We start from the raw sequence: 20906 nt of genomic DNA, 5'->3' as shown, positions 1-20906 counted from the left end.
GACAGAGGAAGTTACCCCTTCTATCACAGAAATAGTCATTTTCTATACATCTTTTGATTATCGACCTGTCTCGCCGATTGAAATTATTTAATCCATTATTAATCAATGCATTGAACAAAAAAATCCATCCCTGTTAACCCACGCAGCAGGGTCTATGCTTAGTAAAAGGGGTCAAAAAGGGCGATTAACCCGAATGCCCCTGCTGTTGAGGGGTTGAAGTGATAATCATTATCACTAACATGTTGTTATAGCTTGAAAGCTAGTGACTCGAGGTAACCCTATGGAATTGCATTCAGGAACATTTAACCCGGACGATTTTGCCTGGCGAGGTCTGACGTTAACGCCAGCGGCTGCGGCGCACATCCGCGAGCTGGTGGCAAAGCAACCCGACATGTTAGGCGTGCGTTTAGGCGTGAAGCAAACGGGATGCGCGGGATTTGGCTACGTGCTGGACACCGTTCGCCAGGCGGAAAAAGACGATCTGCTGTTTGAAACGGAGGGGGCCAGACTTTATGTACCGTTACAGGCGATGCCGTTCATCGACGGCACAGAAGTTGATTTCGTGCGCGAAGGATTAAATCAGCTATTTAAATTTCATAACCCGAAAGCCCAGAACGAATGCGGCTGTGGCGAAAGTTTTGGGGTATAGGCGGTACTATGTCTCGTAATACTGAAGCAACTGACGATGTCAACACCTGGGCTGGCGGGCACCTTAATTACAAAGAGGGCTTTTTCACCCATCTACAAACCGATGAGCTGGCGAAAGGGATCAACGAAGATGTCGTGCGCGCGATTTCGGCAAAACGTAATGAACCCGACTGGATGCTGGAATTTCGCCTGAATGCCTTTAAAGCGTGGCTGACCATGGAAGAGCCGCACTGGCTAAAAGCGCATTACGATAAGCTGAACTACCAGGAGTACAGTTATTACTCCGCGCCGTCCTGCGGTAATTGCGATGAAACCTGCGCGTCTGAGCCGGGCGCGGTGCAGCAAACGGGGGCGAATGCGTTTTTAAGTAAAGAAGTTGAGGACGCATTTGAGCAGCTTGGCGTGCCGGTCCGCGAAGGCAAAGAGGTGGCGGTTGATGCCATTTTTGACTCGGTGTCGGTGGCGACAACTTATCGCGATAAACTGGCGGAACAGGGCATTATTTTCTGTTCGTTTGGTGAGGCGATTCACGATCACCCTGAGCTGGTAAAACAATATCTGGGTACGGTTGTCCCGGGTAATGACAATTTTTTTGCGGCGCTGAATGCGGCGGTGGCCTCCGACGGCACGTTTATTTATGTCCCGAAAGGTGTGCGTTGCCCAATGGAACTGTCGACCTATTTCCGTATAAATGCGGAAAAAACCGGTCAGTTTGAACGCACCATTCTGGTTGCGGATGAGGGCAGTTACGTCAGCTATATCGAAGGCTGTTCAGCCCCGGTACGCGATAGCTACCAACTGCATGCCGCGGTGGTGGAAGTCATTATCCACAAAGATGCCGAAGTGAAATACTCGACGGTACAAAACTGGTTCCCTGGTGATGGTAACACCGGCGGCATTTTGAACTTCGTCACCAAGCGCGCTCTGTGCGAAGGCGAAAACAGCAAAATGTCGTGGACGCAGTCGGAAACCGGCTCGGCCATTACCTGGAAATACCCAAGCTGTATTCTGCGCGGCGACAACTCTATCGGCGAATTCTACTCCGTCGCGTTGACCAGTGGTTATCAGCAGGCCGATACCGGCACCAAGATGATCCACATCGGCAAGAACACCAAATCGACCATTATCTCGAAAGGGATCTCCGCGGGACACAGTCAAAACAGCTATCGCGGCTTAGTGAAGATCATGCCGACCGCAACCAACGCCCGCAACTATACCCAATGCGACTCGATGCTGATTGGCGCGGATTGTGGAGCGCACACCTTCCCGTATGTGGAGTGTCGTAACAACAGCGCCCAGCTTGAGCATGAAGCCACGACCTCGCGCATTGGTGAAGACCAGCTGTTTTACTGTTTGCAGCGCGGCATCAGCGAAGAGGATGCCATTTCGATGATCGTCAATGGTTTCTGTAAAGACGTGTTCTCTGAACTGCCGCTGGAATTTGCCGTTGAAGCGCAAAAACTTCTCGCCATAAGTCTTGAACACAGCGTCGGTTAAAATTTAAGGAAAGCACATGTTAAGCATTAAAGATTTACAGGTCAGTGTGGAAGATAAGGCGATCCTGCGTGGGCTGAGCCTGGATATTGGCCCCGGAGAGGTACACGCCATTATGGGGCCGAACGGTTCCGGGAAAAGTACGCTTTCCGCAACGCTCGCCGGGCGCGATGACTACGAAGTCACCGGCGGGACGGTAGAATTTAACGGTAAGGATTTACTGGAACTGTCACCCGAAGACCGGGCCGGTGAAGGGATCTTTATGGCATTTCAGTATCCGGTAGAAATCCCCGGCGTCAGTAATCAGTTTTTCCTGCAAACGGCACTGAATGCGGTGCGCAGTTACCGTGGCGAAGAGTCGCTGGACAGGTTTGACTTCCAGGATCTGATGGAAGAGAAAATCGCGTTATTGAAGATGCCGGAAGATTTGCTAACGCGTTCGGTCAACGTTGGTTTCTCCGGTGGCGAGAAAAAGCGTAATGACATTTTGCAAATGGCGGTGCTGGAACCTCAGCTGTGCATTCTTGATGAGTCGGACTCCGGGCTGGATATCGACGCGCTGAAAGTCGTTGCGGATGGCGTGAACTCGCTGCGCGACGGGCAACGTTCATTCATTATCGTCACCCACTATCAGCGCATTCTGGATTACATCAAACCCGATTATGTGCACGTTCTCTACCAGGGGCGAATTGTGAAATCCGGCGATTTCACGCTGGTCAAACAACTGGAGGAGCAAGGTTATGGCTGGCTTAGCGAACAGCAGTAACGTGCTGCAACAGTGGCATCATCTGTTTGAAACGCAAAGGGAGACGCGCTCGTACCATGCCCAGCAGCACCTGCAGCAGATGCTGCGTTTGGGACTGCCAACGCGTAAGCATGAGGACTGGAAATACACGCCGCTGGAAGGATTAACCAACAGCCAGTTTGTCAGTCATGTCACTGAGATAACGTCCGCCCAGTGTGAAGCGTTAGCGCCGGCTATTGATGCTGTCCGCCTGGTGTTTGTTGACGGGCAATTCTGTCCAACGCTCAGCGACAGCGTGGAAGGTAGCGGGTTTAACATTACCGTTGATGATGTGCGCCAGTCGCTACCGGCGGCTATCCAACCGGAAGTCTTTCTGCACCTGACCGAAAGCCTCTCCCGCAGTGTAACGCACATTCAGGTGAAGCGTAACCAGCGACCGGCAAAACCGTTGCTGCTGCTGCACATTACCCAGGGGCTGGCGGGTGATGAGGTGAACACGGCGCACTATCGCCACCATCTGGACCTGGCAGAAGGCGCAGAAGCCACCGTCATTGAACAGTATGTCAGCCTCAGCGAATATCGCCATTTTACCGGTGCACGATTAACGATGAACGTCGCGGCAAACGCACACTTGCGCCACATCAAACTGGCGTTTGAGAATCCGCTCAGCCACCACTTCGCGCATAATGATATTCAGTTGGGCGCTGATGCCACGGCCGCCAGCCACAGCTTTTTACTCGGTGATGCGGTGTTGCGCCATAACACCAGCACCCAGCTTAACGGCGAAAACACTACGCTTAGGCTTAACAGCCTGGCGATGCCGGTGAAAAATGAAGTCTGCGATACCCGCACCTGGCTTGCGCACAACAAGGGATATTGCAACAGTCGACAACTGCATAAAACGATTGTCAGCGATAAGGGGCGCGCGGTATTCAATGGCCTGATCAACGTCGCTCAGCACGCCATTAAAACCGACGGTCAGATGACCAACAATAATTTGCTGCTCGGAAAACTGGCGGAAGTGGATACCAAGCCGCAGCTTGAAATTTATGCCGACGACGTGAAATGCAGCCACGGGGCGACGGTAGGGCGGATCGACGACGAGCAGATGTTCTATCTGCGTTCGCGCGGGATCGGCCAGCAGGATGCCCAACAAATGATTCTCTATGCGTTTGCCGCTGAGCTGACGGAAGCCCTGGGCGAGGAAACGCTGAAACAACAGGTCCTGGCACGGATCGCCCAACGCTTGCCGGGAGGCGTAGCATGACATTTCCCATTGAAAAAGTGCGGGCTGATTTTCCGGTCCTGACGCGCGAAGTGAACGGTTTACCGTTGGCGTATCTGGATAGCGCCGCCAGTGCGCAAAAGCCCAACCAGGTGATTGATGCCGAAGCCGAGTTTTACCGTCACGGCTATGCCGCGGTCCACCGCGGGATCCATACGTTGAGCGCGCAGGCCACGGAAAAAATGGAGAATGTGCGCAAGCTCGCCTCGCTGTTTATCAACGCCCGTTCAGCTGAAGAACTGGTGTTTGTTCGCGGCACAACGGAAGGTATCAATCTGGTGGCTAACAGCTGGGGCGGCAGCAATGTGCGGGCGGGCGATAACATTATCATCAGCGAAATGGAGCACCACGCCAATATTGTGCCCTGGCAGATGTTGTGCGCCCGTGTAGGTGCTGAACTGCGCGTTATTCCGCTCAATACAGAGGGGACGTTGCAACTGGAAACGCTGCCGACGCTGTTTGACGATCGCACGAAACTGCTGGCGATTACCCATGTGTCTAACGTGCTGGGGACGGAAAACCCATTGGTTGAGATGACTGAGCTGGCGCATCAATACGGCGCGAAAGTGCTGGTGGATGGCGCACAGGCAGTTATGCATCATCAGGTGGATGTGCAGGCGCTGGATTGCGACTTCTATGTTTTCTCTGGGCACAAGCTCTACGGGCCAACCGGTATTGGCGTTCTGTATGCCAGAGAGTCGTTGCTGCAGGAAATGCCGCCGTGGGAAGGCGGTGGATCGATGATTGCGACGGTGAGCCTGAGCCAGGGGACGACGTGGGCCAAAGCCCCCTGGCGGTTTGAAGCCGGAACGCCAAACACCGGGGGAATTATTGGACTCGGCGCGGCTATTGAATATGTTTCCGCACTGGGGCTTACTGAAATCAGCGAATATGAACAATTCCTAATGCGCTATGCGCTGGAACAGCTGGCGGATGTGCCGGATTTAACGCTCTACGGGCCGGATAATCGTCTGGGGGTGATTGCCTTTAACCTCGGCAAACATCACGCCTATGACGTCGGGAGTTTTCTTGATAACTATGGCATCGCCGTGCGAACAGGGCATCACTGCGCTATGCCGCTGATGGCCTACTATAACGTTCCTGCGATGTGCCGGGCGTCGATTGCCATGTACAACACCCACGAAGAAGTGGATCGCCTGGTAACGGGCCTCAAGCGTATTCATCACTTACTGGGATAACAGGGAGGCGTTATGGCTGCGCTACCGGATAAAGAAAAGTTGTTGCGTAATTTTCTGCGTTGCGCTAATTGGGAAGAGAAATACCTGTACATTATTGAACTGGGTCAGCGTTTGCCGGAATTAAACGACGACGATCGTAATACGGAAAATAGCATCCAGGGCTGTCAAAGTCAGGTATGGATTGTCATGCGTCAGAATGCTGAAGGAATTATTGAATTACAGGGCGACAGCGATGCGGCAATTGTGAAAGGGCTTATCGCTGTCGTATTCATTTTATATGACCGCATGACGGCCCAGGATATTGTGAATTTTGATGTGCGTCCGTGGTTTGAAAAAATGGCGCTCGCACAGCATCTCACACCGTCTCGTTCACAAGGGCTGGAGGCGATGATTCGGGCTATTCGCACCAAAGCCGCAACTCTTAGCTAAACTGATAAAACACGTCAATTTTCAGCTCGACGTGAAAGAGTGAGGTAGTGCAACGCAGTGACTCGTAGGCCGGATCGGGCGCTCGACGCCGTCCGGCAGGAACGCCAGGGGGGTGAGTATGAAACGCGCGTCTGTTATTACGTTAATGCTAATCGGCGCTTACAGCGCTATTCAGGCCGCATGGGCGGTCGATTATCCTTTGCCTCAGGCGAACAGCCGTCTTGTTGGGCAAAATCAAACCTACACCGTGCAGGAAGGCGATAAAAACCTACAGGCGATTGCCCGTAAGTTTGATACCGCCGCAATGCTGATCCTTGAAGCCAATAATACGATTGCCCCCGTACCTAAACCCGGAACGCTGATTACTATTCCCTCGCAATTACTGCTACCGGATGCACCCCGAGAAGGCATTATTGTGAATTTGGCGGAACTGCGTCTGTATTACTTCCCGCCGGGAGAGAATATTGTTCAGGTTTTCCCAATTGGTATCGGTTTGCAGGGGCTGGAAACGCCGGTAATGGAAACCCGGGTTGGGCAGAAAATCCCGAATCCGACCTGGACCCCTACAGCAGGCATCCGTAAACGCTCTTTGGAGCGCGGCATAACATTACCGCCGGTAGTACCTGCCGGGCCAAATAACCCGTTAGGACGCTTTGCACTGCGTCTGGCGCATGGAAACGGTGAATATCTGATCCATGGCACCAGTGCGCCGGACAGCGTGGGGCTGCGCGTAAGTTCTGGGTGTATTCGCATGAATGCGCCGGATATCAAAGCACTGTTTGCTCAGGTCCGGACAGGAACGCCGGTTCGGGTGATTAATGAGCCGATAAAATATTCGATAGAGCCGAACGGAATGCGCTATGTCGAGGTGCATCGACCGCTGTCGCCGGAAGAGGAGCAAAACGTCCAGACCATGCCGTATGTGCTGCCAGCCGGTTTTACCCAGTTTAAAGACAATAAAGCCGTGGATAACAGTTTGGTGGAAAGAGCCTTGTATCGTCGTGCGGGCTATCCGGTCACCGTAACGGCCGGGCAAGCGTCGGTCGTAAGCAATGGCGCGGAAGTGAAGTCTGCACAGAATGGCGTGCCGGGAGAGGATGCAGAGGTGCGTGTTACGCAATAACAGGGAAGGGAAATTCAGAGCAAAAAAAATGGCGCACAATGTGCGCCATTTTTATTACACAGATACTATTACTTGCGGTATTTAGTAGCTGCGTTGTCCAGACGCTGGTTAGCGCGAGCTGCGTCATCTTTAGCAGCCTGAACGTCGGAACGCATTGCGTTCACGTCGTTGCTCAGCTGGTCAACTTTAGCGTTCAGAGTCTGAACGTCAGAAGACAGCTGATCGATTTTAGCGTTGCTGGAGCAACCTGCCAGCAGAGTAGAACCCAGGATTACCGCGCCCAGTACCAGTTTAGTACGATTCATTATTAATACCCTCTAGATTGAGTTAATCTCCATGTAGCGTTACAAGTATTACACAAAGTTTTTTATGTTGAGAATATTTTTTTGATGGGAATGCACTTATTTTTGATCGTTCGCTCAAAGAAGCATCGAATTGTGCAAAAACGGCTAAAAACCCGAGTGAAAACAGAAAGCTTCCATCGGATTCATCTTAGATAATCACGGATTAGATAGTGAAATCCGATTTGATTTTTTATTAATTGTAGCTATCGATAAAATAAAAAAAGCGCCACCAGGGCGCTTTTTTAAGCAAATTAATTCGCGTTGGAATTATTACAGTACGTGAACGGATGCCGTGTTGGTCGTGCCGCTCGGAACCAGTGCACCGGAAACCATCACCACAACGTCACCTTTCTGAGCCAGACCGCTTTCCAGAGCGACTTCTTTACCCAGACGATAGAAATCATCGGTAGAGCTGATTTCTTTAACTACCTGTGCAACAACGCCTTTGCTCAGCACCAGCTGACGCGCGGTAGTTTCGTTGGTGGTCAGCGCCAGGATGGTGGCATCCGGGAAGTATTTACGTACTGCGCGAGCAGATTTACCGCCCTGGGTTGCTACAACGATCAGCGGAGCATCCAGTTTTTCTGCAGTTTCAACCGCGCCACGGCAAACGGCTTCGGTGATGCGCAGTTTGCGGCTGTCGTTGTTGAAGTCCAGACGGCTGGTCATCACGCGGTCGGTACGCTCACAGATGGTTGCCATGATGGTGACGGCTTCCAGCGGGTATTTACCTTTTGCAGACTCGCCAGACAGCATGACTGCATCGGTACCGTCGAGGATGGCGTTCGCTACGTCACCGGCTTCAGCGCGGGTCGGACGCGGGTTTTTGATCATGGAGTCCAGCATCTGGGTCGCAGTGATAACGACTTTACGTGCACGGATACATTTTTCGATGATCATCTTCTGCGCGAAGATAACTTCTTCAACCGGGATCTCAACGCCCATGTCGCCACGAGCAACCATGATGCCGTCAGATGCTTCGAGGATTTCGTCGAAGTTGTTCAGGCCTTCCTGGTTTTCGATTTTGGAGATGATCTGGATGTTTTCGCCGCCGTGCGCTTTCAGGTGCTCACGGATTTCAACGACGTCAGAACGTTTACGGATAAAGGATGCTGCAACGAAGTCAACGCCTTGCTCGCAACCGAAGATCAGGTCCTGTTTGTCTTTTTCAGCCAGTGCTGGCAGCGCGATGGAAACGCCCGGCAGGTTAACGCCTTTGTTTTCGCCCAAGTCGCCGTTGTTCAGCACTTTACAGATAACTTTGTTACCTTCGATAGCGGTAACTTCCATGCCGATCAGACCATCGTCAACCAGAACGGTATTGCCGACGGACAGATCTTTAGTGAAGCCTTCATAAGTAACAGCAACGATTTCGTTGTTGCCGACAACGGATTTGTCGGTGGTGAAGGTGAAGGTTTGGCCCGCTTTCAGGGAAACGTCGTTACCGCCTTCCAGTTTGATGGTACGGATTTCCGGACCTTTGGTGTCGAGCAGGATTGCGGCTTTCTTGCCGGTTTTGCTCATGACGTTGCGCAAATTCTTGATGCGCTGACCGTGTTCTTCATAGTCCCCGTGGGAGAAGTTCAGACGCATGACGTTCATGCCCGCGTCCAGCATTTTGGTTAACATCTCTTCGGATTCGGTTTTCGGACCGATGGTGCAAACAATTTTCGTCTTTTTCATGACAGTCTTAGTCTTTAAGTTGAGAAGGATATGGAAATCTGGCTCCCGCCGCGCACGGACGGGAAGCTAAACCTGAGTTACGAAAGTTGTGATGCCTCGCACTAAGGATAGGTGACATCGAAAGAGCGTGCAGAGGAATGTGTGCTTGTGTTTCAGCCCAACGGGATGGTGAGTTTTGTAGTCGTTGAGTTTTACAGGTCAATGTGCTGAAACCATTCAAGAGACAATTGGCGCGCATTATACGCTGAAAATTATCAAAAAGGAAAATGGAAACAGCGTTTCAAAACACTTCTGTGCAGTTTTACAGAAAATATTCATTAATTTGTTTCCAGGTATGGATAAAGAGGTTGTTCGCAGCCGCAATTTGTTGCGCAACAAGGTGTAATTGTCATCCCAATCCCTGACTTTTTGTGTATAACGCCGACCAAACCGACATATTTCTAAAAGTTATATCAAATGCGTTTTAATTCATTTTAAAAGCCAATCTCACTGATTACACTCGTTTGGACATCCATACTGCTAAACAGCCAAAAGCGCTAGCAGCAGAACAATAAGCAGCAGCGGATACCTAAACGACATGATTGTCCTGAAAAATATTTCGAAAGTGTTTACGCCAGGCAGGCTTGCCATTACCGCTGTCGATAACGTCAACCTGACGGTTGAACAGGGACAGATTTACGGAATTATTGGTTACAGCGGGGCGGGGAAAAGCACCTTAATACGCTTACTTAATGGTCTGGAAAAACCGACTTCAGGCAGCGTAACGATTAACGGCCACGATATCTCTGCCGCCCGTGGGGAATCTTTACGTCAGGCGCGACTGAAAATCAGCATGGTGTTTCAACACTTCAATTTGCTGTGGTCACGAACGGTTAGTGAAAATATTGCGTTCTCTATGCAAATTGCTGGAGCGCCAAAAGCATCAATTAAAGCGCGAGTTGCTGAACTGATTTCGCTGGTGGGGCTGAGCGGTCGTGAAAATGCGTATCCGTCCCAGCTTAGCGGTGGGCAAAAACAGCGGGTAGGAATTGCCCGTGCGCTGGCGAACAATCCTGACGTTCTGCTGTGTGATGAAGCCACTTCGGCGCTGGATCCGCAAACTACCGATCAGATCCTCGATTTGCTGCTCGATATTAATCGCCGCTTCAAATTAACCATTGTGCTGATCACGCATGAAATGCACGTGGTAAGAAAAATCTGCGATCGCGTCGCGGTAATGGAAAACGGCAGGGTCGTTGAGGAAGGCGACGTGCTCAACGTCTTTACCCATCCGCAGCAGCCGATCACCCGACAGTTTGTTCGTCAGGTGAGTCAGTACACCGAGGAAGACGAGTTTAACCCACAGTTGGCCAGCGAGCTGGGCGGTGTGGTGATCAAGCTAACGTTTACCGGGCAACGTACGCATCGGCCTGTGGTTGGCGAATTGACCCTGCGCTATGGCCTGCCGTTTAACATTTTACACGGCAAGATGACGCAAACCGCGCACGGCGTGTTTGGTCAGCTTTGGGTGCACGTTGTGGCCTCTGAGGAACAATTGAACAATATTTTGGCCGATCTGCACCAGAGCGACATTGAAGGCGAGGTGATCAACCATGGCTGAAGAACTGTTTCCTCATCTGAAGTGGGAGCAACTGCTGGCAGCAACCCAGGAAACGCTCTATATGACGGTCCTTTCTGGCGCAGCGACCTTTGTCCTGGGCGTTGCACTTGGTCTGGCGCTGTTCCTGACCGCACGCGGCGGACTGTTTCACAATCGCGCGGTGTATAGCGTTATTTCGCTGGTGGTGAATATCTTTCGTTCCATCCCGTTCATCATTCTGATCGTGCTGCTGATCCCGTTTACCAAAGCGATGGTTGGCACCATTCTCGGCGCTAATGCCGCGTTGCCTGCGCTGATCGTAGGGGCCGCACCGTTTTATGCGCGTCTGGTCGAAATTGCCCTGCGTGAAGTCGACAAAGGCGTTATTGAAGCGACGCGTTCGATGGGCGCACGGCTAAGCACGCTTATTTTTCGGGTTTTACTGCCGGAATCCTCTCCTGCTCTGGTGTCCGGGATCACCGTGACGCTGATTGCGCTGGTCAGCTACAGCGCGATGGCAGGGGTGATTGGCGCCGGTGGTTTAGGGAATTTGGCTTATCTGGAAGGATTCCAGCGCAACCACAGCGACGTCACGCTGGTGGCGACGGTGACGATTTTGCTCATTGTCTTCATCATCCAGCTTTGCGGCGATGTGATCACCTCTCTGTTAGATAAACGCTAATAAAATACGGAAACCATTATCATGAAAAAATCACTGACGTTACTCGCCGCAGCAACCTTAAGCGCCCTGAGCTTTGCCTCCTGGGCCGATACTCTGACCGTTGGCGCCTCAAACGTGCCGCACGCGGAGATCCTTGAGCAGGCTAAGCCTATTCTGGCGAAGCAGGGGATCGATTTAGAGATTAAACCGTTCCAGGATTACATTCTGCCCAACACCGCGCTGGCTGGCCGTGAGATTGACGCTAACTACTTCCAGCATATTCCGTACCTGAACAGCGTGATTAAAGATCATGCGGGCGATAAAACCTATGATTTCGTCAGTGCCGGAGCGATTCACATTGAGCCAATTGGGATCTATTCGAAAAAAGTGAAATCGCTTAAAGATCTGCCGGAAGGCGGCAAGGTCATCATGCGCGATGCGGTATCTGAGGAAGGCCGTATTCTGTCGATTTTCGAAAAAGAGGGCGTAATCAAGCTGAAACCGGGCGTGGATAAAGTCACCGCGCGCATTAGCGATATCGTCGAGAACCCGAAAAAACTGAAGTTCCTGCCTAACGTGGAAGCCGCGCTGTTACCGCAGATGTATAACAACGACGAAGGCGATGCGGTGGTGATTAACGCCAACTACGCCATCGACGCCGGGCTGGATCCGGTAAAAGATCCTATCGCCGTCGAAAGTGGTGAAAACAACCCGTATGCCAACATCATTACCGTGCATCGTGGCGACGAGAAGAAAAAAGATATCGTGGCGCTGGTTGATGTCCTGCACTCAAAAGAGATCCAGGACTGGATCCGCACCAAATATAAAGGTGCGGTGATCCCGGTAAATAACTGATCCGCTGGCGTTGCCTTATCCGGCCTACGACGTTCTGTAGGCCGGATAAAACGCGTGGGCGTGGCCATCCGGCGTTAGAGTTTCACTCGCTCAATCCTCGCTGGCAACCCCTGGCGCACCGCTGCACCTGACACCCAGTCAAGCCAGGTATTGGCTACCTGCCGGGTAGGATCCGCAAAGCCCAAATCGTTGAGATTAATCCCCGACCTTATTTGTGCGTCAAACGCCATCGGCTTGCCGTCGAGCGTATGCTGCGCCGCGCCCATTTCTTTATGCCCATAACCGTGTTCAATGGCGATCACGCCCGGCATCACGCCATTAAGCAGGCTTATCTGCGCCTGCGCCTGACCGCCAGGCGTGGTGATACGCACCATATCGCCGTGCGCTAAACCATATCGTTGACCATCCTGCGGATTGAGCGCCACCAGATTAACCGGCTTCAGATGATGCAAACGTGGGATCACCGCCGTGGCGCTGGACATGGTATTGGATTTAAAAGAAATCAGTTTCAGCGGCCACTCTTGTTCCGGGAACAACTCCTCGACCGCACGCCCATCTGACAGGCGTGAAGGATACCAGGCCGGGCAGCCGCTGTAGCGCTCGCCGGTAATTGCATGGCGGTGCGCGGCGACGTCCGCATTCCAGATTTGTAGCGGTTTTTCCCACGCATTGCCTATCCGATTCTCATCTCGCCCGCTGTTGTCTGGCGCAAAACGCCCACCGCGGGAGTAGATAAACGCCACCCGGCTGATTTCATCGGCTTTCAGCGTTTGGGTCATCACTGGCACGATCCGCTGTACCCCAGTCAGCGCTATGTCTTCCGGTTGCGCTTCAGCGACCGGCGCTTTGCCCATAAACGCAATATTGGCGGCGAGTCGCAGGTAGTAATCTTCCGCACGATTCAACGGATAGTGATTGCCCTGCGGATCGGTAATCGCATTGTCACCAAATCCGGGGAGCCCGATACGTTTTGCCACTGCGATACAGAAAGATTCCATCGAGGCGGGTTGACCATCAGCGGTTCTGCTGGTTGCCGCTGTCACTACCGGCCAACGCGCGGTGGTGACTTTACTGGCAACGCCGGCCCACGGGGCGCTGAATCCCCAACTTTCGAAGTTGTGGGTATCCGGCACGATGTAATCAGCCAGCGCCGTGGTTTCGTTCATAAAGGCGTCAATAGCGATAAACAGCGGCAGACGCGCAGGATCCTTGAGCTTTTCTTCCGCCACGCCGCGCAACCCTGCGATGCCGTAGAACGGGTTGGTCATGTTTGAGATCCAGGCTTTCAGCGGATAAGGGTAGCCTTCCAGCGCCGAGACGAGGAGTTCGGTAAGCTGGCCTGCGACAAACGGATACCACGGGGCTTTGGCCGGGAAGGGCGATTGTCCGGCCGCCACCTTATTGCGATACTCTTCGGAAGACTCATAAGCAGTTTTACTGCGCGCGATGCTTAATCCTTTTGGTTTTACCTTCCCGGCGAAGCTGTCCATGTTGTAGCGCGGACCGTCGGTGGCGCCATTGAACTTGCCGCCGCCGACAAATACGCCGCCTTCAAGACTGAGATTGCCAATCAGCGCATTGAGCATCATCACCGCCCAGGCGTTATAAAATCCATTGCCTGCCATCATTCCACCGTGCGTAATCACCGCTGCCTGGCGGCCATGGCGGGTAAACGCGTCGGCCAGGGCGCCAATGTCAGCTTCAGACACACCGCATTGCTGGCTGTACTGCGTCAGCGTTAGTCTCCCGGCGGACTCTTTCAGACACTGGAAGCTGCTTTTTACCGTCACCGTCTGACCGTCTGCCAGCGTGACCTGGCGGGTGACGAACAGCTGCGCGCGTGGGCAACTGCTGGCGGCGACAATTTCGCCGGCCTCGTTAATGACCACCGGCTCCTGGGCGGCGTTTGCACTCAAGTGCGCGAGGGTTAAATGCTGTCCGGCAAGGGTTGGAAGCTCATCGGTAATCACCAGATGCGTGGCGTTAGTCCAGCTTTTTTCTCCGGCCTGCTGCATGGCCTGTACGCCGGGAATGGTGAGATAATCGGCGTTATAACGCTGTTTTTCGATAATCCAACGGATCATCCCCATCGCCAGCGCGGAGTCACTTCCCGGACGTACAGGCTGCCAGTGGCCGCGATTGTCAGCCTGCACCGTGGTCAATGGCAGGGCCGGCGCCACCACCACATAACGGAAGTCGTCGCGTAAACGGGCGCTGGCCAGTTGGCGAGCCTGGCGCTTAAACGGGTTACCGGATTGCGCCGGAGACGTTCCCATAAATAGCGCGAATTTGACATTGTCCCAGTCGGGCTTAACGTGGGTGTTTTTATCCAGATCGCCCATTAACGCACCGGAACCGGCCCGGTATGCCAGACCACAGTAAGCGCCATGAGCGCCGAAGTTTTTACTGCCAAAACTATTTAATGCAAAGCGGCGCAAAAATGTATCACGTCCTTCATCGCTGGTATTGGTGACCAGCAGTTGATTGGATTTAGGGCCAAAGCCGGGATGCCTGGCATCAAGCGGTGTGTTGGTGTCATGGATTGCCCGCAAGCCGTCAACGTGGCCTTCACCAAACAAGTCGCCGCCTTCCACCACCTCTTTGATCAGCTGTTCGAAGCTGATGCGCTGCCATTTTCCCTCACCGCGTTTGCCGACACGTTTCATGGGCTGGAGAATGCGTAACGGGCTGTATAAACCTTCAAGTAAGGTTGCGCCACGGGCGCAGGCCGTGGAACGCGCGTCAAGACCCGTTTCGCCCGCCAGTTGTTCCATTGCGGTGGTAAAGGGGACGGAGGCGTCAATATGGTGCTCGTGAGACAATGGGTGATAGGGGTTGCCCGCAATGCGCAACACCTTGCCTTGTTCGCTGTCAACGCGCACCCGCACGCCACACTGCGTCCAGCAGCCGAAGCACTGCGTCATTGAGATAACCTGCTGCGGGTTCTGCTGCCAGCGCGGCTGGGCATTGGCTTCGGGGATGAGGGCGTTACCAAAGATGCGGTCTCGGGTAATTTTGCCCGAGGAGCCGTCCAGCAAACCGTCTATCGCGCGCTTTGCCACATCCCGATAACTCAGGCCAAAAGTCACCATACCACCTACGGCAAGGCCTACTTTAAGCCACTGACGACGGGTTAAATTAGCCATGTTGCATTCTCCTTGCGATCGCGTTCAGGGCTTCACGAACAATAATGATCAGTGCTATCCACAGGCCGAAGGTGCCCACAATGGCCAGCCAGCCATCGGTACCACCGGGCAGGGTGTAAGGATTAAACAGCGCGTTAAATTTCGGGATGGTCTGCACCTGGATAAGTAACGTCCAGCGCATCAGCCAGCACAACGCCATCGCGCTAAATGCAAGTAATATGCGCAGCGGCAGCGATAAGGGGTTACGGAGCACCAGCCCGCACAGGACAAGCGAAACAAGCCATAGCGCAACCCAACCGATAGCGTATTGTCGTGCTAATGGGGCAACGTTCAGCCATTGGCGAATAGCCGAACCGGAAAGCGTGTTGCCGCTCATCCATATCACCACGACCAAAGCCAGTACCATCAGGGTGACTGTCTGCCCCCACGCCAGTTTGCGGGCCAATGTTCCCTCGCGTTTTGCCGCGGCGATGAGCAGGGCGAGAAACGTTTGCAGCGCGCTGAGGAACATCGCAACCGGAAAGGCGTAGCTGAACCAGACGGGACGCGCCTGCACGACCGACACTTCGCGGCCGGTGTATACCAGCAACCCGATGGCTGACAAGGCGCTACCTATCGCCAGCCACTTAGTGACACTGTAACTTTTAAGCGTTAACCGTTTAACATGCTGCGCCAGAAACCACAGACCTAAGAAGCCGGTAAAGAGCGGTAAAAACAGCGCGCCCCAGGGCATCCAGGACCACGGCGTCGGCCAGGCGTAGAAATGCCAGACGCGGGCGGTTTGGTGTAAGTCAGCGGTCAGCGCCAGCGGCGCGGTAATCGCGCAGGTCAGGGCGATTAACAGCGTCAGATTTTCCAGCTCCGGCATCTCTTGTTTACGCCAGTGAAGTACGCAGGCGAACAGCGCGGCGCAGGCGGCAATGCCGATGAAAAAGAAATATTGTACGGCCCAGGGTAACCAGCTTACGTCCTGGGGATGGGCCAGAACCTCTTCAATAACCAGTGAATGGTTCATTTAAACCTCCTGCCAGAGAGCGGGTTGAGCACGTCCCATCAACGGGGTTACAAACGCTTCGTCCAGACCCAGATAGAACACGTGCGGTGATGTCCCGTTTTCCGGTTTCAGGACTTTGATGGCGCCATGGTGTTCACGCAGCATTTGAGAAATCCGGCTGTGCGGATCTTTGATATCGCCTATGATGCGCGCGCCGCCGACGCAGGATTCCACGCAGGCCGGGAGCAGGCCAGCTTCGAGGCGGTGAACGCAAAAGGTACATTTATCGGCGGTTTGTGTTTCATGGTTGATGAACCGCGCATCATAAGGGCAGGCCTGCACGCAGTAGGCGCAGCCCACGCAGCGCGTGTTGTCGACCACCACAATGCCGTCTTCGCGTTGGAAGGTAGCCTGTACCGGGCAAACGGGCACGCAGGGAGGATTATCACAATGGTTGCACAGCCGCGGCAGCAGGACGTTGGTGACGCTCTGCTGACCTTCAATCTGCACCTGGTACTGGTTAACGAGGGTGCGAAATTCACCCTGCGGCGTCTGGTTTTCAATGGCGCAACTGACAGTACAGGCTTGGCAGCCGATACAGCGTCGCAGGTCAACCAGCATGGCGTAGCGATGCTGAAGTGAGCCTTCATGGCGTTCAGGCGAGAAGGGAAATTGCGCCTGAGCCAAGGGTACCAGTGATGCGCCAGCGGTCAGGACGCCCAGTTGCTGGAGAAACTGCCTTTTACTGCTGTCCATATTTTCTCCCGTCACGATGCAACAACGAAACATTGGTCACGCCGTTGGTTTGCGTGTGATGAATAAAGAATCTTGATGATTTACAGTGTAAAAATCGTGACGGGGGGTACTCTATTGTGGTTAACCACATACCCGGCTTGTTGTTGATCTAAAACAACATAATTGACAGGGATAATTGAGTGGGACGCAACGTAGCAAAATGTCTGACGGTGCTGGTGTCGCTATGGATGCTAAGCGGTGTGGTCAGGGCTCAGACATGGAACATTGGCGTTTTGGCGATGCGTGGGGAGGTCTCCACACGTAATCACTGGCAGCCGCTGGAAACCCTGTTGAATCAGCAAATTCCCGGCGAACAGTTTCATATTCAACCGCTGGACCTGCGGCAGATGCAGGAGGCGGTGAATCGTGGAACGGTACAATTTGTGGTCACTAATCCGGCGCAATTTGTTCAACTAAACAGCCGCGCTGCGCTACGCTGGCTGGCGTCACTCCGTTCTACTCGCGGGGGGAAAGCCACCAGTAATGTGATTGGCAGCGCGATCCTCGTCAGGCGCGATAGCGGGATAACCTCCGCACACGATCTGATCGGCAAAACGGTGGGTGCCATTGACGCTCAGGCATTTGGCGGCTATTTGCTGGGATATAAAGCGCTCAGCGATGCTGGCCTGCGCCCGGAGCGCGATTTGCGCCTGACGTTTACCGGATTTCCCGCCGATGCCTTACTCTATTTATTACGTGAAAAAGCCGTACAGGCGGTGATTGTGCCGGTGTGCCTGTTGGAAAAAATGGACGAAGAAGGGCTTATTCGTAAAACAGATTTTACGGCGGTGCTTAACCATCCTACGTCGATTCCCTGTTTAACCAGTACGCCGCTCTATCCTGACTGGTCATTTGCGGCACAGCCTGCGGTAAGCGACGAGCTGGCCGATCGCGTCACGCGGGCCCTGTTCAATGCGCCGCAGAACGCGACGTTTCGCTGGGGGGCGCCCGCCTCGACCCGCGAGGTGGAAGCGCTGCTGCGCGATGTCCGCCAGCATCCGCAGCAGCGCCAGTTGTGGCTGGATGTCAAAAGCTGGTTTATTCAACATCGGCTGGCGATGGGGGCCGCGGCTCTTGTCTTGTTGTTGCTGACGCTCAATTACATCTGGGTGATGTTGCTGGTCCGCCGACGCGGCAGGCAATTGGAGCGAAACAACGTATTGTTGCGCAAACAGGAACAGGAACTGGAAACCGCTCGCCAAATGAGCGTGCTTGGCGAGATGACGTCGGGTTTTGCCCACGAGCTCAATCAGCCGCTATCGGCTATCCGTCATTATGCGCAGGGCTGTCTGATCCGCCTGCGTAGTCAGGATCAACAGCATCCGCTGCTGCCCGCGCTGGAGCACATTGATACCCAGGCGCAGCGGGGGGCTGATACGCTGCACAATCTTCGCCAGTGGGTCAGCCAGGCACAGGGCAATCCGGTGATGACCGATGACTGGCAGGTCGTCAACGTTCATGGTGCTATCCATCACGTCTGGCAATTATTACGCATGCCACAGCAATTCCCGGCGGTAGCGCTGCAAACGCAGATCGGTAAGGCGTTAACATTAACGTTGCCAAGTGTTCTCCTCGAACAGGTACTGGCCAATGTGGTTCTCAACGCCGCCCAGGCGGGGGCAACCACCGTGTGGTTTAGCGCTCAGCGTGAGGATGGTGATGTGAGTATTCAGGTTCAGGATAACGCCGGAGGTATTGATGAGGTGCAGCTGTACCAGGCTTTTCAGCCGTTTATGACCACCCGTAAAGAGGGCATGGGGCTGGGGTTAGCCATTTGTCAGCGGCTGGTGCGCTACGCAAACGGAGACATTGAGATCAAAAATCATCAGGCTCCAGATGAAAAAGCGGGCGTTGTAGTGACATTACATTTTAAGCAAAACCCGGAGGGAGGCCGTCGTGGCAATCATTCATCTGCTGGATGACGATATTGCCGTCACCCAGGCTTGCGCGTTTTTACTGGAAAGTCTGGGATATGAGGTGTGTTGCTGGGAGCAAGGCGAAACATTCCTCTCCGAGGCAAATCTGCATCAGGTGGGCGTACTTTTGCTGGATATGCGTATGCCTGTACTGGATGGGCATGCTGTGCATGAAGCCATGCGCCAGCGTGAGAGTACGCTGGCGGTGGTATTTCTCACCGGGCATGGCGATGTGCCGATGGCGGTTGAGCAAATGAAACGCGGTGCGGTCGATTTTTTGCAAAAGCCGGTTTCCGCAGCGCCTCTGCAAGCGGCGTTAGAGCATGCAGTGCAGATTTCTCACGCCGCCTTTTCGCGACAAGAGATCGTGGTTTGCTATCAGCAGCTTACGCCAAAGGAGCGAGAGCTGGCGCAACTGGTAGCAAAAGGGTTAATGAATCGGGAAATTGCTGATGCCATGAATATTGCCGTGCGCACGGTTGAGGTTCATCGGGCGCGGGTGATGGAAAAAATGCAGGCGGGGAGTCTTGCTGAACTGGTTAATCGACTGCAGAGGATTCAGTAAATTTATGACATTTATTTGATTTTCATTGAATTTTGTCTAATCCGTCAGACTGATATATGCTGTTGGTTTGAGTTAATGACGAGCGGGAAAAAATGGGAAATCAGACCAAAGACGATGAGTTGTACCGTGAAATGTGCAGAGTAGTCGGTAAAGTAGTGCTGGAAATGCGCGATCTGGGACAAGAGCCTAAGCATATCGTCATTGCGGGAGTACTGAGAACCACCCTCGCCAACCAGCGCGTGAAGCGCAGCGAGTTAGAAAAACAGGCTATTGAGACCGTAATTAAAGCATTAGCCGGTTAATCCACAAAAAGAGGATGGTGGTCTCGTTCGCCGTCCTTTTATTCTCGTCACGTTAATTTATCAATATATATAATTTAGTGCTGCAATTAGAAGAGTAACCTTCGCTGTATATTGAGTTATATTCCGAATGATATATTAAAATATATATGCGAGTAGAGTCACAAATATTTGCAAAGCATGTGAAATATTATTTCAACTTATCTTAATGATAATAAATCTCACTCCGCATTTATTATTTCCCTTCCGTTTTTTAATTGATGACGATCAAAACTATGAGCGCTGAATAACCACATTATCTTTACGCCTAACCCTAAAGGATTAGATTCATTCAGTTTAACCACCGTCATTTTACGCGATCAGGTTAGGGCAAAAATTTACGTGTTGTTGGCAACATTAACCGCCCGAAATGGCTTGAGTTGCACGGGTTTAATTTAGCCTGGAGGTGTTGCTAACACAGCGTTTGCGAAGAGGATGCGAAATAAATGAATCAGGTTGATCGTCCATTTTTAGATTGTGGTTTAACGCGGCTTGAATTTCTGCGGATATCAGGAAAAGGTTTGGCAGGATTAACCATCGCCCCTGCACTGTTATCACTTTTTGGCTGTAAGCAGGAAGATATCGACAGCGGTACCGTGGGGCTTATCAATACGCCGAAAGGGGTGCTGGTGACCCAGCGAGCGCGCTGTACTGGCTGCCACCGCTGTGAAATTTCCTGTACCAATTATAACGATGGTGCCGTGGGGACTTTCTTTTCCCGTATAAAAATCCATCGCAACTTCTTCTTTGGCGATGATGGCGTCGGGTCCGGTGGCGGACTTTATGGCGATTTAAACTATACCGCTGATACCTGCCGTCAGTGCAAAGATCCGCAATGCATGAAGGTCTGCCCCATTGGCGCTATTACCTGGAAACAGGAAGACGGCTGTATTGCGGTGGATCATAAACGTTGTATTGGCTGCAGCGCTTGTACCACCGCCTGCCCGTGGATGATGGCGACCGTGAATACCGAAACAAAAAAATCCTCAAAATGTGTGTTATGTGGGGAGTGCGCCAATGCTTGTCCGACTGGGGCATTAAAAATTATCGAGTGGAAAGATATTACTGTTTGATAGATAGCAGGTATGCCTGATACGCGTCATTAAT

The 20906-nt window shown here is 52.8% G+C and carries 20 protein-coding genes; 14 read left to right on the top strand and 6 right to left on the bottom strand.

What is annotated here, in order from left to right:
* The first annotated feature begins 280 nt into the window (after positions 1-280).
* The 7 genes from sufA (at position 281) to ldtE (ending at position 6923) form a co-directional block, all read left to right on the top strand.
* Positions 281-649: a Fe-S cluster assembly scaffold SufA gene (sufA, locus tag HV314_RS14195; protein ID WP_016152905.1), complete on the top strand. Its 369-nt coding sequence runs from the start codon at positions 281-283 to the stop codon at positions 647-649.
* Between the two features lie 8 nt (positions 650-657).
* A complete protein-coding gene (gene sufB / locus HV314_RS14190) occupies positions 658-2145 on the top strand; it encodes a Fe-S cluster assembly protein SufB (protein ID WP_016152906.1) in 1488 nt (495 codons plus the stop codon).
* A gap of 16 nt (positions 2146-2161) precedes the next feature.
* On the top strand, positions 2162-2908 hold the full coding sequence (gene sufC, locus HV314_RS14185; protein WP_019076682.1) for a Fe-S cluster assembly ATPase SufC: 747 nt from the start codon (positions 2162-2164) through the stop codon (positions 2906-2908).
* Positions 2883-4154 (top strand): Fe-S cluster assembly protein SufD, encoded by a 1272-nt coding sequence (gene sufD, locus HV314_RS14180; protein WP_131379204.1) that lies wholly within the window; start codon positions 2883-2885, stop codon positions 4152-4154. Before sufC ends, sufD begins: the two co-directional genes overlap by 26 nt.
* Entirely contained in the window at positions 4151-5371 is a 1221-nt protein-coding gene (sufS, locus tag HV314_RS14175; protein WP_181545896.1) for a cysteine desulfurase SufS, read from the top strand. Before sufD ends, sufS begins: the two co-directional genes overlap by 4 nt.
* Before the next feature lie 12 nt (positions 5372-5383).
* Positions 5384-5800 carry a cysteine desulfuration protein SufE gene (gene sufE, locus HV314_RS14170; RefSeq protein WP_016152910.1) on the top strand — a complete coding sequence of 139 codons (417 nt, stop codon included), beginning with the start codon at positions 5384-5386 and terminating at the stop codon, positions 5798-5800.
* Between the two features lie 118 nt (positions 5801-5918).
* On the top strand, positions 5919-6923 hold the full coding sequence (gene ldtE, locus HV314_RS14165; protein ID WP_181545894.1) for a L,D-transpeptidase LdtE: 1005 nt from the start codon (positions 5919-5921) through the stop codon (positions 6921-6923).
* A gap of 68 nt (positions 6924-6991) precedes the next feature.
* Here the strand turns inward: ldtE and lpp are convergent, their stop codons facing one another.
* The 3 genes from lpp to ynhH form a co-directional block, all read right to left on the bottom strand.
* Positions 6992-7228, bottom strand: coding sequence for a murein lipoprotein Lpp (lpp, locus tag HV314_RS14160; protein ID WP_003029373.1), 237 nt, complete (start codon positions 7226-7228; stop codon positions 6992-6994).
* A 309-nt stretch (positions 7229-7537) separates the two neighbouring features.
* The gene (pykF, locus tag HV314_RS14155) at positions 7538-8950 is read right to left on the bottom strand and encodes a pyruvate kinase PykF (protein ID WP_016152912.1); all 1413 of its coding nucleotides are present in this window, start codon (positions 8948-8950) and stop codon (positions 7538-7540) included.
* Positions 8951-8957: 7 nt separating this feature from the next.
* Entirely contained in the window at positions 8958-9188 is a 231-nt protein-coding gene (ynhH, locus tag HV314_RS27620) for a protein YnhH (protein WP_419095934.1), read from the bottom strand.
* A 339-nt stretch (positions 9189-9527) separates the two neighbouring features.
* Between ynhH and HV314_RS14150 the strand changes: the two genes are divergently transcribed.
* From HV314_RS14150 to HV314_RS14140, 3 genes are read left to right on the top strand one after another with little or no spacing between them, the layout of a single operon-like run.
* Positions 9528-10550, top strand: coding sequence for a methionine ABC transporter ATP-binding protein (locus tag HV314_RS14150; protein WP_181545892.1), 1023 nt, complete (start codon positions 9528-9530; stop codon positions 10548-10550).
* A complete protein-coding gene (locus tag HV314_RS14145) occupies positions 10543-11211 on the top strand; it encodes a methionine ABC transporter permease (protein WP_016152914.1) in 669 nt (222 codons plus the stop codon). The genes HV314_RS14150 and HV314_RS14145 overlap by 8 nt, the downstream gene beginning before the upstream one ends.
* Before the next feature lie 21 nt (positions 11212-11232).
* Positions 11233-12045: a MetQ/NlpA family ABC transporter substrate-binding protein gene (locus HV314_RS14140; RefSeq protein WP_003029358.1), complete on the top strand. Its 813-nt coding sequence runs from the start codon at positions 11233-11235 to the stop codon at positions 12043-12045.
* A 74-nt stretch (positions 12046-12119) separates the two neighbouring features.
* Here the strand turns inward: HV314_RS14140 and ttrA are convergent, their stop codons facing one another.
* From ttrA to ttrB, 3 genes are read right to left on the bottom strand one after another with little or no spacing between them, the layout of a single operon-like run.
* Complete coding sequence (gene ttrA / locus HV314_RS14135) at positions 12120-15191, bottom strand: tetrathionate reductase subunit TtrA (protein WP_181545890.1); 3072 nt, start codon at positions 15189-15191, stop codon at positions 12120-12122.
* Complete coding sequence (ttrC, locus tag HV314_RS14130) at positions 15184-16206, bottom strand: tetrathionate reductase subunit TtrC (protein WP_103928154.1); 1023 nt, start codon at positions 16204-16206, stop codon at positions 15184-15186. The genes ttrA and ttrC overlap by 8 nt, the downstream gene beginning before the upstream one ends.
* Positions 16207-16941: a tetrathionate reductase subunit TtrB gene (ttrB, locus tag HV314_RS14125; RefSeq protein ID WP_049281882.1), complete on the bottom strand. Its 735-nt coding sequence runs from the start codon at positions 16939-16941 to the stop codon at positions 16207-16209.
* A gap of 227 nt (positions 16942-17168) precedes the next feature.
* Here ttrB and ttrS point away from each other — a divergent pair, with 227 nt between their 5' ends.
* From ttrS to HV314_RS14105, 4 genes are all read left to right on the top strand, one after another.
* On the top strand, positions 17169-18902 hold the full coding sequence (ttrS, locus tag HV314_RS14120) for a tetrathionate respiration histidine kinase TtrS (protein ID WP_326928853.1): 1734 nt from the start codon (positions 17169-17171) through the stop codon (positions 18900-18902).
* Positions 18877-19461 carry a tetrathionate respiration response regulator TtrR gene (gene ttrR / locus HV314_RS14115; RefSeq protein ID WP_049268696.1) on the top strand — a complete coding sequence of 195 codons (585 nt, stop codon included), beginning with the start codon at positions 18877-18879 and terminating at the stop codon, positions 19459-19461. Before ttrS ends, ttrR begins: the two co-directional genes overlap by 26 nt.
* A gap of 92 nt (positions 19462-19553) precedes the next feature.
* Positions 19554-19763 (top strand): fumarate hydratase FumD, encoded by a 210-nt coding sequence (gene fumD / locus HV314_RS14110; RefSeq protein WP_003029345.1) that lies wholly within the window; start codon positions 19554-19556, stop codon positions 19761-19763.
* Between the two features lie 482 nt (positions 19764-20245).
* Positions 20246-20872, top strand: a complete 627-nt coding sequence (locus HV314_RS14105) for a ferredoxin-like protein (protein WP_016152920.1) — start codon at positions 20246-20248, stop codon at positions 20870-20872.
* Positions 20873-20906 lie beyond the last annotated feature (34 nt).

It is taken from the genome of Citrobacter sp. RHBSTW-00887 (genome assembly GCF_013728095.1).
Classification (GTDB): domain Bacteria; phylum Pseudomonadota; class Gammaproteobacteria; order Enterobacterales; family Enterobacteriaceae; genus Citrobacter; species Citrobacter braakii.
This window is presented reverse-complemented; position numbering and strand designations above follow the sequence as displayed.

Coding starts and splice junctions, on each gene's coding strand:
- HV314_RS14150 (WP_181545892.1), top strand. CDS start 9,528: ATGATTGTCCTGAAAAATATTTCGAAAGTGTTTACGCCAGGCAGGCTT.
- sufE (WP_016152910.1), top strand. CDS start 5,384: ATGGCTGCGCTACCGGATAAAGAAAAGTTGTTGCGTAATTTTCTGCGT.
- sufB (WP_016152906.1), top strand. CDS start 658: ATGTCTCGTAATACTGAAGCAACTGACGATGTCAACACCTGGGCTGGC.
- sufC (WP_019076682.1), top strand. CDS start 2,162: ATGTTAAGCATTAAAGATTTACAGGTCAGTGTGGAAGATAAGGCGATC.
- sufA (WP_016152905.1), top strand. CDS start 281: ATGGAATTGCATTCAGGAACATTTAACCCGGACGATTTTGCCTGGCGA.
- HV314_RS14105 (WP_016152920.1), top strand. CDS start 20,246: ATGAATCAGGTTGATCGTCCATTTTTAGATTGTGGTTTAACGCGGCTT.
- lpp (WP_003029373.1), bottom strand. CDS start 7,228: ATGAATCGTACTAAACTGGTACTGGGCGCGGTAATCCTGGGTTCTACT.
- HV314_RS14140 (WP_003029358.1), top strand. CDS start 11,233: ATGAAAAAATCACTGACGTTACTCGCCGCAGCAACCTTAAGCGCCCTG.
- sufS (WP_181545896.1), top strand. CDS start 4,151: ATGACATTTCCCATTGAAAAAGTGCGGGCTGATTTTCCGGTCCTGACG.
- pykF (WP_016152912.1), bottom strand. CDS start 8,950: ATGAAAAAGACGAAAATTGTTTGCACCATCGGTCCGAAAACCGAATCC.
- sufD (WP_131379204.1), top strand. CDS start 2,883: ATGGCTGGCTTAGCGAACAGCAGTAACGTGCTGCAACAGTGGCATCAT.
- ttrS (WP_326928853.1), top strand. CDS start 17,169: ATGCTAAGCGGTGTGGTCAGGGCTCAGACATGGAACATTGGCGTTTTG.
- ttrC (WP_103928154.1), bottom strand. CDS start 16,206: ATGAACCATTCACTGGTTATTGAAGAGGTTCTGGCCCATCCCCAGGAC.
- fumD (WP_003029345.1), top strand. CDS start 19,554: ATGGGAAATCAGACCAAAGACGATGAGTTGTACCGTGAAATGTGCAGA.
- ttrA (WP_181545890.1), bottom strand. CDS start 15,191: ATGGCTAATTTAACCCGTCGTCAGTGGCTTAAAGTAGGCCTTGCCGTA.
- ynhH (WP_419095934.1), bottom strand. CDS start 9,188: ATGCGCGCCAATTGTCTCTTGAATGGTTTCAGCACATTGACCTGTAAA.
- ttrB (WP_049281882.1), bottom strand. CDS start 16,941: ATGGACAGCAGTAAAAGGCAGTTTCTCCAGCAACTGGGCGTCCTGACC.
- HV314_RS14145 (WP_016152914.1), top strand. CDS start 10,543: ATGGCTGAAGAACTGTTTCCTCATCTGAAGTGGGAGCAACTGCTGGCA.
- ldtE (WP_181545894.1), top strand. CDS start 5,919: ATGAAACGCGCGTCTGTTATTACGTTAATGCTAATCGGCGCTTACAGC.